Here is a 12948-nt window from a genome sequence, read left to right as displayed (position 1 = left end):
GCCGGTCTTGCTGCTTGCCCCGTCAGTGACGCGCCGCAGCGCGCGGGGGATGGACGCCTTTTACTTCTTGAGCGGTTGCGGGTTGACGGTTTCGCCAGGGTTGAGGAACCCGCCGGCGCGCAGCACCACGCGCTCGCTGCCGTTGAGACCCTCGGTAATGGCGAGGCCATCGGGCGTGACCGCGCCGGTCTTCACCGCGCGGCGCACCGCCTTGTTGTCCGGGCCCACGACATAGACGAAGCTGCCCTCGCTGTCGGCCAGCACCGCGCTTTCGGGCAGCACGGTCGCGCTGAAGCTGCCGCTGTTCAGCCGCGCCGTGGCAAAGCCGCCGGGGCGCAGTTCGGGCGCGAAGCTCAGCGCGATGCGCGCGGTGCCCTGCCGGGTGGTGCCGTCAATCACCGGAGAGACCTGCCAGACCTGCCCCGAATATTCCTTGTCCGAGCCGGTCGGCACGATCGTCGCCATGGTGCCCACCGAGAGCTTGGCGAGCTGTTCTTCCGAAACCTGCGCGAGCATTTCCATCTCGCCCCCGCTGGCGATGGTGAACAGCGGCGGGCTGCCCCCGCCGACCGTCTGTCCGGGCTCGACATTGCGGGCCAGCACATAGCCGGAGGCCGGGGCGTAGATGTTGAGCCGCTCGTTGCGCGCGCGCAATTCGCCAAGCTGCGCCTGCGCCACCCGGACGCGCGCGGCGGCGGCATCGCGGGTTGCGGTCAGCCGGTCGACATCGGCCTTGGAGACGAAGCCGCGCTCGACCAGTTGCAGCGCGCGGTCGAGATTGGCCTGCGCCAGATTGGCATCGGCGCGCGCGACCTCGATCTGGGCGGACTGCGCTTCGGCCTGCTGGACCTGCACCGAACGGTCGATCACCGCCAGCACCTGGCCCTGCTGCACCCAGTCACCCGCATCCACCGTGACGCGCAGCACCTGTCCGCCCTCGCCCACCACGCCGACCGGCATTGGGCGGCGCGCGGCGAGCGTGCCGGGCGCTTCGATCAGCCCGGCAACCATCGTCCGGCCGGGGGATACCACGGTGACGGAGGGGGCCTGGGCGTTGTCGTCATCGACCGCTACTGGCTCCCCGCCGGCCAGCGCGAACCACGCGGCGATCGCCAGCAGCAGGCCGAACACGCCCAACCCGCCGAGGATCAGCCAGCGCGGGATGGCAGGCGCGGCAAGCGTGCGCGCACCGGCATATTCGGCGGTCACCCCGTCGGCGGCTTCTGCCCTGATGGTCGTCTCGTAATTCATCGCCGTTCCCTCACACGGACCGGAGACGCGCTGCGCCCCGGCCCGAGTGTATTATTCGCATAAGTCACCAAGTGCAACGCCTGATAGATGGTCAGGCGTTGCACGGCAATGCGCGCATCGACCGATGACTTTCAGCCTAGACGAAAGGCGCGGGCCATCGGCGGCTGTGGGAACGGCTGGCGGGGTTGGCTTAGCGCACCCGCCCGCGCTGGATCAGGTTGAAGATCCCCAGCAGCACCACCGCGCCCAGCACCGCGATCAGCAACCCTCGAAGCGAGAATTCCTGCACGCTGCCGCCGATCCCGAGCAGGGGCCCGGCGATCAGGTTGCCGATCACCGAGCCGACACAGCCGACCACGATGTTGAGCAAAATCCCCATAGAAGCGTCGCGCTTCATGATGAGGCTGGCGAGCCAGCCGGCAATCCCGCCGACGATCAAAGCGATAATCCATCCCATTTCCGTGTTCTCCGTAATCGCCCGGCTGCGTGGTTGCGCCGGGCATGTGGGCCACGGTTGCCGCGAAACGCCGACGGCCCGCAACGCCTTACGGGCGAGACGGGCCGGGCGTGGGATGAACGGAATTGGGAATCAGTACTTGAGCTGGCGCTCGTAGAGGTCGCGGTAGTGCTGGATCTTGGTGACGCGCAGGCCGTGCATGCCCGAACGGTCGACCGCGCGCTGCCACGAGGCGAATTCCTCCAGCGTGAGGCTGTAACGCGCCAGCGCTTCGTCGAGCGTCAGCAACCCGCCGCTCACCGCGGCCACCACCTCGGCCTTGCGCCGCACCACCCAGCGCTTGGTCGCCGGCGAGGGCAGGTCGGCCAGCGTCAGCGGCTCGCCGAGCGGGCCGATCACCTGGGCGGGGCGGATATCCTGGTTTTCAATCATCGTCTGTCTCTCGCATCGCTCCGGCACGGATCGGCGTTTTCGCCTGTCGCCGTGTCGGCGCGGTTCGCATTGCTGGCCCGAGGTGTGGCACCCAAGACTTTAGATTGCCCTAAAGCATCAGGGTTAACGCCCTCTTCGCTATCATCGAGAAGCGCGAAGTAACTTGCCGCCGCATCGCCAAAGCTGGCGGCGACCGCTTCGATCGGCGCCTGCGATTCGGTGCGCAGCAGCAGCCTGAGATCGCGCGCCGCATTGAGGCGCGAAGTGAGCTCGCTCCACTCCAGCGCGCGCAGCGCTTCACCCGGGCGCCGCAACGGGCGGGTGGCGAGCCGCTCGTCTCCCGGCGCGGAGCCGGCGGAGGCGTTGAAAGTATTGGCTTTCTCGAACATCATCCGTCCTGATACCGCACGACCGTCAAAATCCGGTAAACTCGCGATTTACTTCGTCCCCGGGGAAGTCCGGGCGGCTGTTTCACGCTTCGGGGGCAAGACTGGCGAAGCGCGGGCGGAGGCGCTATAGGGCGCGCCGCCCATGGAAACCCCCGCTCTCCTCGAAACCGGCTTGATGGCCCCGGCCGATGCTGCCGCGCTGTTCGATCTGCCGCGCGCCGCCAGCGACTGCCGCATCGTCGTCGCGATGAGCGGCGGGGTCGATTCCTCGGTGGTCGCCGCCCTCGCCCATGCCAGCGGGGCCGAGGTGATCGGCATCACGCTCCAGCTTTACGATTACGGCGCGGCGACGGGCCGCAAGGGCGCGTGCTGCGCGGGCGACGACATCCGTGACGCGCGCGCGGTGGCCGACCGGCTGGGCATCGCGCATTACGTCTTCGACCATGAAAGCGCCTTCCGCGAAGACGTGGTCGAACAATTCGCCGACGAATATCTCGCCGGGCGCACGCCGGTGCCCTGCATCCGCTGCAACATGGGGCCCAAGTTCACCGACCTGTTCCGCATGGCGCGCGAGCTGGGCGCGGATTGTCTGGCGACCGGGCACTATGTCCGCCGCGTTGTCGGCGCGGACGGGGTCGAGCTGCACCGCGCCTTCGATCCCGCGCGCGATCAGTCCTATTTTCTCTACGGCACCACCGAAGCGCAGCTCGATTATCTGCGCTTCCCGCTGGGCGGGATGCCCAAGCCGCAGGTGCGCGCGCTGGCCGAGGCGGCTGCCTTGCGGAACGCGGCCAAGCCGGATTCGCAGGACATCTGTTTCGTGCCCGATGGCAATTACGCCAAGATCGTCACCAAGGTGCGCCCTGAAGGCGCGGCACCGGGCGCGATCGTTCACGCGGCGAGCGGCGAAAAGCTGGGCGAACACAAGGGCATCGTCCACTTCACCGTGGGCCAGAGGAAGGGCCTCGAAATCGGCGGCCAGCCCGAACCGCTCTATGTCATCGGCCTCGATGCGCTCTCCCGTGAAGTGCGCGTCGGGCCCAAGCGGATGCTGGCGGTGAACGCAGCCCGCATTACCGAAACCAACCGCATCGGGCCGGTGCCCGACGCGCCGCTAACCGCGAAGGTGCGCAGCCTCGCCAAGCCGGTGCCGGTGACGCTGGAAGGTGATCTGGGAGACGGTGCGGCGGTCACGATCCGCTTCGCCGAGCCGGAGTTCGGCGTCGCCCCCGGTCAGGCGGCGGTGATCTATGCCGGCGACCGGGTAATCGGCGGCGGCTGGATCGATTCGACCGAGAAGGTCGAAGCTTAACGCGGCTTGTCGGGCCGAAGACGCGTTTAGGCGCGCTCAAGTGCAATGTTTCACGTGAAACATTGCACTTGGCGCGCGCCTCATCCCTCCCACGGCTCCAGCACGCAGCCGTAACCCTCGCGGTAGGTCGCGGTGGCCTCGGCCACCAGTGGGAAGCGGGCGGTGACGCTCTTGGCTTCGGGATCGTCGCGCAGGGTGACGGCCTCCATCCCGGCGAGCTTGTCCCTGGTGCAATCCTTGAGGCTGCGGCCGGCGACGAAGCGGCACGAACAGGCCACCCGCGCCGAATAGGCCGCAGCGGTGCTGCCATAGCCGGTGATCGGCGTGCGGAAGGCCCATACGGTAGCGCCCACGACCAGCGCGAGGATGGCCAGCAGCCACAGGCCCCAGCGCGTGCGGCCCTTCGCGGGGGTGCGGGGTGATTTCGCCATTGCCAAGCCTTCGTCCATCGGGAATTGGGGGCGGGATGACCCTGCCAGCCGCCGTCCTTAATCGCGCGATCCTGCCCGCGCCAGTCCTGCTGTTGCTCGCCGCCTGCGGTTCCCCGCCGCCGGCCGAAGCACCCCTGACCGAAGCCGCGCTCGCCGCCGTTACCGACGATGCGGGCGCCCCGCGCGACCAGCTTGCGCGCCAGATCGACGATCTCTTCACCCTCCCCGGCCTCGGCGAAACCCGCGCGGTGGTGGTGATGGCAAACGGCAAGCTCGCCGCCGAGCGTTATGGCGAGGGCTATGACAAGGACACGCGCTTCGTCAGCTGGTCGATGGCCAAGACCGTCACCGCGGTGCTGATCGGCATGCTGGTCGCCGACGGCAAGCTCGCGCTCGATGCGCCCGCGCCGGTGCCGCTGTGGCAGCGCCCCGGCGATCCGCGCGCGGAGATCACGCTGCGCCAGCTGCTCCAGATGCGCAGCGGGCTGCGCCACACCGAAGCGGGCGATCCGCCCTACGAGAGCGCCGAGGTGCGGATGCTGTTCCTCGACGGGCGTGACGACATGGCCAAGTGGGCGGAGGAACAACCGCTTGAGGCCGAGCCGGGCAAGCAGTTCGAATATTCGAGCAACACCACCGTGATCCTCGCCGATATCGCCGCGCGCGCGCTGACGACCAGCAACAAGCCCGAAGCGCGGCGCAAGGCGGTGGCGGATTATCTCCGCATCAGACTGTTCGGTCCGCTGGGAATGACAAGCATGGTGCCCGAATTCGACGCCAGCGGCACGCTGATCGGCGGCAGCCTGATGCACGCCACCGCGCGCGACTGGGCGAAATTCGGCGAGTTCCTGCGGCTGAAGGGCCGCGCACCGGGGGGCGAGCAGCTCGTCCCCGTCCGCTGGGTCGAAGCGATGGTGACGCCCAGCCCGGCGCGCGCCAATTACGGCTTCCAAATCTGGCTCAACCGCCCGCTGGCGCAAGGCGAGGACCAGCCACTGTTCCCCGACCGCGCGCCCGAGAGCCTGTTCTCGCTGATCGGGCATATGGGGCAATATGTGCTGGTCTCGCCGGAACAGCGCGTGACTCTGGTGCGGCTCGGCCATTCAGATTCGGCCGAGCGCCCGCCGATGTTGCAGCAAGCGGCGGACGTGCTGGAGCTTTATCCGGAGAGGTGAACGCCCGTGATCCCCCGCGCAGGCGGGGGCCTCGTGCCGTTGTGCGCCGTCGCCTGAGACCCCCGCCTGCGCGGGGGATCACAGGTGGAATGTTCCCTCGACCACCGTCACGCAGGGCCCGCCAAGCCACGCCTTGTCGCCTTCCAGCCGCAGCGTAAGATCGCCGCCGCGTGTGCTCGCCTGATGCGCGGTGAAGCTTGTCCGCCCCAGCCGCTTCGCCCAGAACGGCGTGAGCACCGCATGGGCCGATCCGGTGACCGAATCCTCGTCCACCCCGCCGCCCGGCACGAAGACGCGGCTTACAATGTCGGTTGTGTCGCCCGGTGCGGTGCAGATGAACTGGTCGGTGCCGAGCTTGCCCAGCCCGCGGATGTCGGGATCGAGCGCGCGGATCGCCGCCTCGTCCTCGAACAGGAAGACATTGTAGCGGCTGTCGTTGCGCCACACTTCCAGCGGCTCCGCGCCGAGCAGCGCCACCGCTTCGGGGTAATCGCCCGGCGCGGTCTGGATCGTGGGAAGCGCAAGCTCATAGCCCTCCCCCGCCCGCACGACTTCGAGGATGCCCGACTGGCGGGTGCGGAAGGTAACCCGCTCAAGCCCCTGGCCCTCGGCGTCCCGCGTCAGCAGCACGTGCCCGCTCGCCAGCGTCGCATGGCCGCACAGCGCGATTTCATAGGTCGGCGTGCACCAGCGCAGCTCCCAGTCGGCCTCTCCGGTGGCATCGCGCACCACGAAGGCGGTTTCGGCGAAGAGGTTCTCGCCCCCGATCCGCACCAGCACATCGTCGGGCAGCCATTCGTCCAGCACCATCACCGCCGCCTGATTGCCGCCGAAGGGCCGGGCGGCGAAGGCATCGACGTGCCAATAGGGTATCTGCATGGTCTTCCTCACGGGTAAAGGAGCGTGCCCGACCACGGCGCATCGGCGCTGTCGCGCACAAATTCCCGGCGGTCGTGGAGCCGGTTGTCGCGGTCGATCCAGAACTCGATCCGGCGCGGGGAGAGCGTGAAGCCGGTCCAGTGCGGCGGGCGCGGCACCTTGCCCTCATCCTCGTGGGCGGCCCACAATTCCTGCACCCGGTCGAGATAGGTCTGGCGCTCGGGCAAGGGGCGCGACTGGTCGCTGGCGGCGCTGCCGACCTGGCTCTTGTAGGGGCGCGAGTGGAAATAGGCGTCGGCCCGCTCGGGCGAGACCTCGGTCAGCGGGCCTTCGATGCGGATCTGGCGGCGCAGGCTTTTCCAGTGGAACAGCAGCGCGGCCTGCATATTGGCACGGATCTGCGCGCCTTTGCGGCTTTCGGCATTGGTGAAGAAGGTGAAGCCGCCGCCCGCCATCTCGTCCTTGCCGTGGCCCTTCAGCAGCACCATCCGCACCGAAGGCGCGGCATCCGCCGTCGCCGTGGCGAGCGCCATGGCGTTGGGATCGTTGATCTCCCCCACCTGCGCAGCGGCGAACCATTCCTCGAACAGGTCGAAGGGATCGGCGCCTTCGGGGATCACCGAATCGGCGAGCTGGGCATCGTCGAGCGGGGTGGTGTCGGACATCGGCAAAGGCTCCTCGGGTCGGTTGCCGCCTTAGCTACGCGCGGAGCCTGCGGAAAGGCGCAATCCGCATGGGCCGCCTGTCCTGAAAGAGTGCGCGCCCGTGCCTTGCAGCCAGCGCCACCTTGCGCAGCCGCGCTGTCTCACCTAGCTAACTCACCATGCGCGATCCCTATTCCATTCTCGGCGTCCCCCGCACCGCGTCGGAAGCGGACATCAAGAGCGCCTATCGCAAGCTCGCCAAGGAGCTGCATCCCGATCGCAACAAGGACAATCCCAAGGCGGCGGAGAAATTCTCCGATGCCACCCGCGCCTACGATCTGCTGAGCGACAAGGCCAAGCGCGCGCAGTTCGACCGGGGCGAGATTGACGGGGACGGCAACCCCGCCAATCCCTTCGCCGGAATGGGCGGGCGGCCCGGTTATGGCCGCGGGGGCACCTATGGTGCAGGGCCGGGCGGCGGGCCGGGGCCGAATCCAGCCGATTTCGCCGGGTTCGGCGCGGACGATGTCGATCTGGGCGATCTGTTCGAAGGCCTGTTCGGCGGCCGCAAGAACCCACAAGCGGGCGCGGCGCGGCGCGGCTTCGGGCGGCAACCACCCCCGCCTCCGCCCAAGCGTGGCGCGGATATCCAGTACCGGCTCGCCGTGCCTTTCGTCGACGCCGCCGCCGGGCGCGATCAGCGCATCACGCTGGCCGACGGCAAGGCGATCAACCTGAAGCTCCCCGCCGGGGTCGAGGACGGCACGATGATGCGCCTCAAGGACAAGGGCCATCCGGGGCCGGGCGGCAATGGCGACGGGATCGTGATGGTCGAAGTCGGCTCCCACCCGTTCTTCCGGCGCGAGGGCGACAATATCCGCATGGACCTGCCTGTCACGCTCGACGAGGCGGTGCGCGGGGCCAAGGTCAAGTGCCCGACGGTGGACGGCGCAGTGATGCTGACGATCAAGCCCGGCACCTCGGGCGGCACGGTGTTGCGGCTGGCGGGCAAGGGCTGGACGAAGAAGAATGGCAAGCTGGTCGACGGCAAGCACGAACGCGGCGACCAGCTGGTGAATATCGAAATCCAGCTTCCCGCCGATCTCGCCGCGCTGGAAACCCGGCTCGAAGGCTGGATCGACCCGGCCCGCCCGCGCGAGAAATTCGGCCTCTAGCGGCCGACGAAAGACCTGATGCTTGCCCGTCTCACCAGCGAACCCCGTCTCCGTCACGCCGGACGGGTGGTGCGACGCGTGGCGATCGACACCTTCAACGATGGCTTCATCCACGCGGGCAACCTCGCCTATCTGTCGATGCTCGCGATCTTCCCCTTCTTCATCCTCGGGGCGGCGCTGTTCGATTTGATCGGCGGGCGCGACAATGCGCAGACACTGGTCTTCTCGGTCGCGCGCGCCATGCCGGATTCGGTCGCCTCGGTGATCGTGCCGGTGGCCGAGACGGTGATCTATGCGCGCTCGGGCTGGCTGCTGTGGGTGGGCGCGGCGGTCGGCCTGTGGACCGTGTCGAGCCTGGTCGAGACGATCCGCGACATCCTGCGGCGCGCCTACCACACCAAGACCGGGCGCACCTTCTGGCAGAAACGGCTGGTTTCGGCGGGGCTGATTCTCGGCGCGGTGGTGGTGCTGATGCTCTCGCTCTTCGCACAGGTGCTGATCGGCGGCGCGCAGGAGGTGATCCAGGCGGTGCTGCCGCAATTGGGCAAGTGGATCGGCGCGCTGCGGCTGTCGCGGATCGTTCCGGGTCTCGGCCTTGCCGCCTCACTGTGGGTGCTGTTCGTGACGCTGACACCCAAGTCCTATCGTGGGCGGCAATGGCCCAAGTGGCCCGGCGCGCTGTTCACGACGCTGTGGTGGCTCGCCGTCGCGGCGGCGCTGCCGGTGGTGCTGCGCTCGGTCTTCACCTATGATCTGACCTATGGCAGCCTTGCCGGGAGTATGGTGACGCTGCTGTTTTTCTGGCTTGTCGGGCTGGGCGTGGTTATCGGCGCGGAATTGAATGCGGCGCTGGCTCACGAAGCGGCCGAACGGGCGGAGCAGCCCAAGGAGAATGCGTAGATGGACGGATTGATGGCAGGCAAGCGCGGCCTCATCATGGGGCTCGCCAACGACAAGTCGCTGGCCTGGGGGATTGCGAAGAAGCTCGCCGAGCATGGGGCCGAGCTCGCCTTTTCCTATCAGGGTGAAGCGCTGGGCAAGCGCGTGATCCCGCTCGCGGCGCAGCTGGGGAGCGATTTCACCTTCGAATGCGACGTGTCGAGCATGGAATCGCTCGATGCCGCGTTCGCCGCCCTAAAAGAGCGCTGGGACAGCCTCGACTTCGTGGTCCACGCGATCGGCTTTTCCGACAAGAACGAGCTGCGCGGGCTCTATGTCGACACCAGCCTCGACAACTTCCTGATGACGATGAACATCTCGGCCTATTCGCTGGTCGCGATCGCCCAGCGCGCGAGCGCGATGATGCCCGAAAGCGGCGGCGCGATCCTGACGCTGAGCTATTACGGCGCCGAGAAGGTCGTGCCGCATTACAACGTCATGGGCGTGGCCAAGGCGGCGCTGGAGACGAGCGTGAAGTATCTCGCCAACGATCTCGGCCCGCGCAATATCCGCGTCAACGCGATCAGCGCCGGGCCGATCAAGACCCTCGCGGCGAGCGGGATCGGCGATTTCCGCTACATCCTCAAGTGGAACGAATACAACGCACCGCTGCGCCGCAATGTCACGATCGACGATGTCGGCGGCGCGGGGCTCTATCTGCTGTCGGACCTTTCATCCGGCGTCACCGGGGAGACGCATCATGTCGATGCGGGCTACCATGTCGTCGGAATGAAGCAGGAAGACGCGCCGGACATTGCGCTGTCCTAGGGCGACTTTCTTAAACGCTTCGGCGTAAGGAGCGCGGCCATGCGCACAGTTCTCGTCACCGGCTCGGCCGGGTTCATCGGCTTCCACCTCTCGCAACTGCTGCTGGAGGAGGGTTTCCGCGTCGTCGGCTATGACGGCATGACGGACTATTACGACGTGCGGATCAAGCAGCGGCGGCACCAGATGCTGCTGCAACATCCGCACTTTGCCTGCACCGAGGGGATGCTGGAGGATTTCGACACCCTTCACGCGCTCGCGCTGGCGGAGCAGCCCGACGTGATCGTCCACCTCGCCGCGCAGGCGGGGGTGCGCTACTCGCTTGAGAACCCGCGCGCCTATATCGACGCCAATCTGGTCGGCACCTTCAACGTGATGGAATGCGCGCGCGAGCTGGGTGTCAATCACCTGCTGATGGCGTCCACCTCGTCGGTCTATGGCGCGAACGAGCAAATGCCCTTCGACGAACTCCAGAAGGTCGATACCCCGCTGACGCTCTACGCCGCGACCAAGAAGGCGAACGAGGCGATGGCGCATTCCTACGCACACCTCTGGAACCTGCCGACGACGATGTTCCGCTTCTTCACGGTCTACGGGCCCTGGGGGCGGCCCGACATGGCGCTGTTCAAGTTCACCAAGGGCGTGCTCGAAGGCACCCCGATCGATATCTACAACGATGGCGAGATGTACCGCGATTTCACCTACGTCACCGATCTGGTGCGCGGCATCCGCCTGCTGATCGACGCCGCGCCGGTGCGGCCCGATACGCCTGCCGACATTTCCGCAGGCGACAGCCTCTCCCCCGTCGCGCCCTACCGCGTCGTGAATATCGGCAATGGCGACAAGGTGCGGCTGATGGATTTCGTCGAAGCGATCGAGGCCGAATGCGGGCGCGCGGCGGTGAAGAACTTCATGCCGATGCAGCAGGGCGATGTCCCCGCGACTTGGGCCGATGCGAGCCTGCTCGAATCGCTCACCGGCTATGCTCCGCAGACCCCCTTTCGCGAAGGTGTGTCGCGGTTCGTGGCGTGGTATCGCGATTATTACGGGGTTTGAGACCTACTTCGGCGGCGGCGGCAGTTCGCCTTCGCCGGGAAGTTCGGCCTGCCGCTCGCGCTCGAGCCGCTCCATATATTCGCGCTCGATCATCTCGACCCGCTCCTGTTCGGCGGCGGCATCGGCGTCGATGGTGGAGAGCCGTTCCTGACGCGCCTCCTCGATCAGCTTGCCGAAACGCACGCCATCGGCCTCCTCGCGATCCTTGGCCCAGGCTTCGACGAATTTCTGGGTGCAGCCGGTGAAGCCCCCCGCGCCCGCGGGCGAGCAGCTCATCGCGCCGAAATCGCCGACATATTTGATCTGGTCGACCTGCCGCGCGAGCGACTGGTTGGCCGGATTGTCGGAATAGCGCAGGTTCGAGGGGATGCGATAGCGCTCCTCCTCGACCAGGATCTCGCACACCACCACTTCGCCGGGCTGGGCGACGGGGCATTCGCTTTCGTTATAGGCGATCACCATGTTGATCTTCTCGTCGGCGCTCTGCGCGGCGGCCGGGCTGGCGGCAGCGGCGGCGGCGAGGCCGGCGAGAGCGAGAGGGGCGGTGAGACGCTTCATGGTGCAAATGTCCTTGGCGGGGTGGGGGCACAGCAATGCCCGTGTCCGGGGTGGCTTGTCTAGTCCGGCAGGGCTGAACCGCGACTGAAGCCTGCCGGTTCCGCCGACTTAGCGAAATCTTGAAAGGTTTGCAGGTAAGCGCTGCCGCGATGGACGGGAATATCGCAGTTGTGGGGCTTGGCTATGTCGGCCTGCCGGTGGCCGTGGCGCTGGCCGAACGGCTGGGGCCGCGGGGCGTCGTCGTGACCGGCTTCGACATCGCCGCACGGCGCATCGCCGAGCTGCGCGCGGGGCGCGACAGCACCCGCGAGATCACCGATAGCAGGCTGGCGTCATGCGGCCTTGCCGTCAGCGATGACCCGGCGGTGCTGGCGGGGGCGAGCCTCATCATTGTCACCGTGCCGACCCCGATCACCGAGGAACGCCGCCCCGACCTCACCCCGCTGCAACGCGCTTGCGAGACCATCGGCCCGCACTTGCAGAAAGGCGCGCTGGTGGTGTTCGAATCGACCGTGTTCCCCGGCGTGACCGAGGATATCTGCGGACCGTGGCTGGCGGCAGCCTCGGGCCTTGTGCAAGGCGCGGACTTCGCGCTCGGCTACAGCCCCGAACGCATCAACCCCGGCGACACCATCCACCGGCTCGAGACCATCACCAAGATCATCGCCGCCGATAGCCCCGCGGCGCTTGCCCGGATGCGCGAAGTCTATGGCGCGGTGGTCGATGCGGGGCTGCACGAAGCGCCCTCGATCAAGGTGGCCGAGGCCGCCAAGGTGATCGAGAACACCCAGCGCGATCTCAACATCGCGCTGATGAACGAGATCGCGCTGATCTTCGACCGCATGGGCCTCGCCACGCGCGACGTCCTGGCGGCAGCGGGGACCAAGTGGAACTTCCTGCCCTTCACCCCCGGCCTTGTCGGCGGGCACTGCATCGGGGTCGATCCCTTCTACCTCACGGCAGCGGCGGAGAAGCTGGGCTACCGGCCCGAGGTGATCCTCGCAGGGCGGCGAATCAACGACTCCATGGGGCAGGCGATCGCCCAAAAGGTGGTGAAGCTGCTGATCGCGGGCGGGGTCTCCCCCTGCCGCGCGCGGGTCGGCGTCATGGGGCTGACCTTCAAGCAGGACGTGCCCGATATCCGCAATTCCAAGGTGCCCGACATCCTCGCCGAACTGCGCGAATACGGGATCGACGCGCTGGTGAGCGACCCCCTCGCCGATCCGGCGGCGGCGCGCCTCGAATACGGCATCACGCTGCGCGCCGACGATGCGCTCGCCGATCTGGATGCGCTGGTGCTGGCGGTGAACCACGCGGCCTACCTCGCCGACCCTGCCGCCCTCGTGGCGCGGGTGCGCAAAGGCGGCGTGCTGGTGGACGTCAAAAGCGCATTGGATCGGGCGGCGTTACCCGAGGGGCTGGTTTACTGGAGCCTTTGATTGCGCACCCGCATCCGCGGGTGCGTCCTCGGTGCGTTTCCGTCGC

Annotated in this window: 15 protein-coding genes; 7 read left to right on the top strand and 8 right to left on the bottom strand. The window is 67.5% G+C overall.

Annotation, left to right across the window (positions count from 1 at the left end):
- Nucleotides 1-60: 60 nt before the first annotated feature.
- The 4 genes from E2E27_RS03555 to E2E27_RS03540 all read right to left on the bottom strand — a co-directional run bounded on the left by E2E27_RS03555 (nucleotide 61) and on the right by E2E27_RS03540 (nucleotide 2532).
- Entirely contained in the window at nucleotides 61-1251 is a 1191-nt protein-coding gene (locus E2E27_RS03555; protein WP_141457721.1) for an efflux RND transporter periplasmic adaptor subunit, read from the bottom strand.
- 190 nt (nucleotides 1252-1441) lie between these two features.
- Nucleotides 1442-1708 carry a GlsB/YeaQ/YmgE family stress response membrane protein gene (locus E2E27_RS03550; RefSeq protein ID WP_141457720.1) on the bottom strand — a complete coding sequence of 89 codons (267 nt, stop codon included), beginning with the start codon at nucleotides 1706-1708 and terminating at the stop codon, nucleotides 1442-1444.
- Between the two features lie 132 nt (nucleotides 1709-1840).
- Nucleotides 1841-2140, bottom strand: coding sequence for a CtrA inhibitor SciP (sciP, locus tag E2E27_RS03545; protein WP_141457719.1), 300 nt, complete (start codon nucleotides 2138-2140; stop codon nucleotides 1841-1843).
- Complete coding sequence (locus E2E27_RS03540; protein WP_141457718.1) at nucleotides 2137-2532, bottom strand: hypothetical protein; 396 nt, start codon at nucleotides 2530-2532, stop codon at nucleotides 2137-2139. The genes sciP and E2E27_RS03540 overlap by 4 nt, the downstream gene beginning before the upstream one ends.
- Nucleotides 2533-2671: 139 nt before the next feature.
- Between E2E27_RS03540 and mnmA the strand changes: the two genes are divergently transcribed.
- Nucleotides 2672-3841 carry a tRNA 2-thiouridine(34) synthase MnmA gene (gene mnmA / locus E2E27_RS03535; RefSeq protein WP_141457717.1) on the top strand — a complete coding sequence of 390 codons (1170 nt, stop codon included), beginning with the start codon at nucleotides 2672-2674 and terminating at the stop codon, nucleotides 3839-3841.
- An 80-nt stretch (nucleotides 3842-3921) separates the two neighbouring features.
- Here the strand turns inward: mnmA and E2E27_RS03530 are convergent, their stop codons facing one another.
- The gene (locus tag E2E27_RS03530) at nucleotides 3922-4272 is read right to left on the bottom strand and encodes a hypothetical protein (protein WP_141457716.1); all 351 of its coding nucleotides are present in this window, start codon (nucleotides 4270-4272) and stop codon (nucleotides 3922-3924) included.
- Nucleotides 4273-4307: 35 nt separating this feature from the next.
- Here E2E27_RS03530 and E2E27_RS03525 point away from each other — a divergent pair, with 35 nt between their 5' ends.
- Complete coding sequence (locus E2E27_RS03525) at nucleotides 4308-5447, top strand: serine hydrolase domain-containing protein (protein WP_141457715.1); 1140 nt, start codon at nucleotides 4308-4310, stop codon at nucleotides 5445-5447.
- A gap of 78 nt (nucleotides 5448-5525) precedes the next feature.
- Here the strand turns inward: E2E27_RS03525 and E2E27_RS03520 are convergent, their stop codons facing one another.
- Nucleotides 5526-6326 (bottom strand): PhzF family phenazine biosynthesis protein, encoded by an 801-nt coding sequence (locus E2E27_RS03520; protein WP_141457714.1) that lies wholly within the window; start codon nucleotides 6324-6326, stop codon nucleotides 5526-5528.
- 8 nt (nucleotides 6327-6334) lie between these two features.
- A complete protein-coding gene (gene pdxH, locus E2E27_RS03515; RefSeq protein WP_141457713.1) occupies nucleotides 6335-6991 on the bottom strand; it encodes a pyridoxamine 5'-phosphate oxidase in 657 nt (218 codons plus the stop codon).
- Between the two features lie 158 nt (nucleotides 6992-7149).
- Here pdxH and E2E27_RS03510 point away from each other — a divergent pair, with 158 nt between their 5' ends.
- From E2E27_RS03510 to E2E27_RS03495, 4 genes are read left to right on the top strand one after another with little or no spacing between them, the layout of a single operon-like run.
- Nucleotides 7150-8145 carry a DnaJ C-terminal domain-containing protein gene (locus tag E2E27_RS03510; protein ID WP_141457712.1) on the top strand — a complete coding sequence of 332 codons (996 nt, stop codon included), beginning with the start codon at nucleotides 7150-7152 and terminating at the stop codon, nucleotides 8143-8145.
- An 18-nt stretch (nucleotides 8146-8163) separates the two neighbouring features.
- Nucleotides 8164-9045, top strand: a complete 882-nt coding sequence (locus E2E27_RS03505; protein WP_141457711.1) for a YihY/virulence factor BrkB family protein — start codon at nucleotides 8164-8166, stop codon at nucleotides 9043-9045.
- Nucleotides 9046-9852 (top strand): enoyl-ACP reductase FabI, encoded by an 807-nt coding sequence (gene fabI, locus E2E27_RS03500; RefSeq protein ID WP_141457710.1) that lies wholly within the window; start codon nucleotides 9046-9048, stop codon nucleotides 9850-9852.
- 39 nt (nucleotides 9853-9891) lie between these two features.
- On the top strand, nucleotides 9892-10905 hold the full coding sequence (locus E2E27_RS03495) for an NAD-dependent epimerase/dehydratase family protein (RefSeq protein ID WP_141457709.1): 1014 nt from the start codon (nucleotides 9892-9894) through the stop codon (nucleotides 10903-10905).
- 3 nt (nucleotides 10906-10908) lie between these two features.
- Here the strand turns inward: E2E27_RS03495 and E2E27_RS03490 are convergent, their stop codons facing one another.
- On the bottom strand, nucleotides 10909-11463 hold the full coding sequence (locus E2E27_RS03490; protein ID WP_141457708.1) for a hypothetical protein: 555 nt from the start codon (nucleotides 11461-11463) through the stop codon (nucleotides 10909-10911).
- A gap of 149 nt (nucleotides 11464-11612) precedes the next feature.
- Between E2E27_RS03490 and E2E27_RS03485 the strand changes: the two genes are divergently transcribed.
- A complete protein-coding gene (locus tag E2E27_RS03485) occupies nucleotides 11613-12902 on the top strand; it encodes a nucleotide sugar dehydrogenase (protein WP_141457707.1) in 1290 nt (429 codons plus the stop codon).
- Nucleotides 12903-12948 lie beyond the last annotated feature (46 nt).

The sequence above is a fragment of the Porphyrobacter sp. YT40 genome (genome assembly GCF_006542605.1).
GTDB lineage: Bacteria > Pseudomonadota > Alphaproteobacteria > Sphingomonadales > Sphingomonadaceae > Erythrobacter.
This window is presented reverse-complemented; position numbering and strand designations above follow the sequence as displayed.

Coding starts and splice junctions, on each gene's coding strand:
- E2E27_RS03555 (WP_141457721.1), bottom strand. CDS start 1,251: ATGAATTACGAGACGACCATCAGGGCAGAAGCCGCCGACGGGGTGACC.
- E2E27_RS03550 (WP_141457720.1), bottom strand. CDS start 1,708: ATGGGATGGATTATCGCTTTGATCGTCGGCGGGATTGCCGGCTGGCTC.
- sciP (WP_141457719.1), bottom strand. CDS start 2,140: ATGATTGAAAACCAGGATATCCGCCCCGCCCAGGTGATCGGCCCGCTC.
- E2E27_RS03540 (WP_141457718.1), bottom strand. CDS start 2,532: ATGATGTTCGAGAAAGCCAATACTTTCAACGCCTCCGCCGGCTCCGCG.
- mnmA (WP_141457717.1), top strand. CDS start 2,672: ATGGAAACCCCCGCTCTCCTCGAAACCGGCTTGATGGCCCCGGCCGAT.
- E2E27_RS03530 (WP_141457716.1), bottom strand. CDS start 4,272: ATGGCGAAATCACCCCGCACCCCCGCGAAGGGCCGCACGCGCTGGGGC.
- E2E27_RS03525 (WP_141457715.1), top strand. CDS start 4,308: ATGACCCTGCCAGCCGCCGTCCTTAATCGCGCGATCCTGCCCGCGCCA.
- E2E27_RS03520 (WP_141457714.1), bottom strand. CDS start 6,326: ATGCAGATACCCTATTGGCACGTCGATGCCTTCGCCGCCCGGCCCTTC.
- pdxH (WP_141457713.1), bottom strand. CDS start 6,991: ATGTCCGACACCACCCCGCTCGACGATGCCCAGCTCGCCGATTCGGTG.
- E2E27_RS03510 (WP_141457712.1), top strand. CDS start 7,150: ATGCGCGATCCCTATTCCATTCTCGGCGTCCCCCGCACCGCGTCGGAA.
- E2E27_RS03505 (WP_141457711.1), top strand. CDS start 8,164: ATGCTTGCCCGTCTCACCAGCGAACCCCGTCTCCGTCACGCCGGACGG.
- fabI (WP_141457710.1), top strand. CDS start 9,046: ATGGACGGATTGATGGCAGGCAAGCGCGGCCTCATCATGGGGCTCGCC.
- E2E27_RS03495 (WP_141457709.1), top strand. CDS start 9,892: ATGCGCACAGTTCTCGTCACCGGCTCGGCCGGGTTCATCGGCTTCCAC.
- E2E27_RS03490 (WP_141457708.1), bottom strand. CDS start 11,463: ATGAAGCGTCTCACCGCCCCTCTCGCTCTCGCCGGCCTCGCCGCCGCC.
- E2E27_RS03485 (WP_141457707.1), top strand. CDS start 11,613: ATGGACGGGAATATCGCAGTTGTGGGGCTTGGCTATGTCGGCCTGCCG.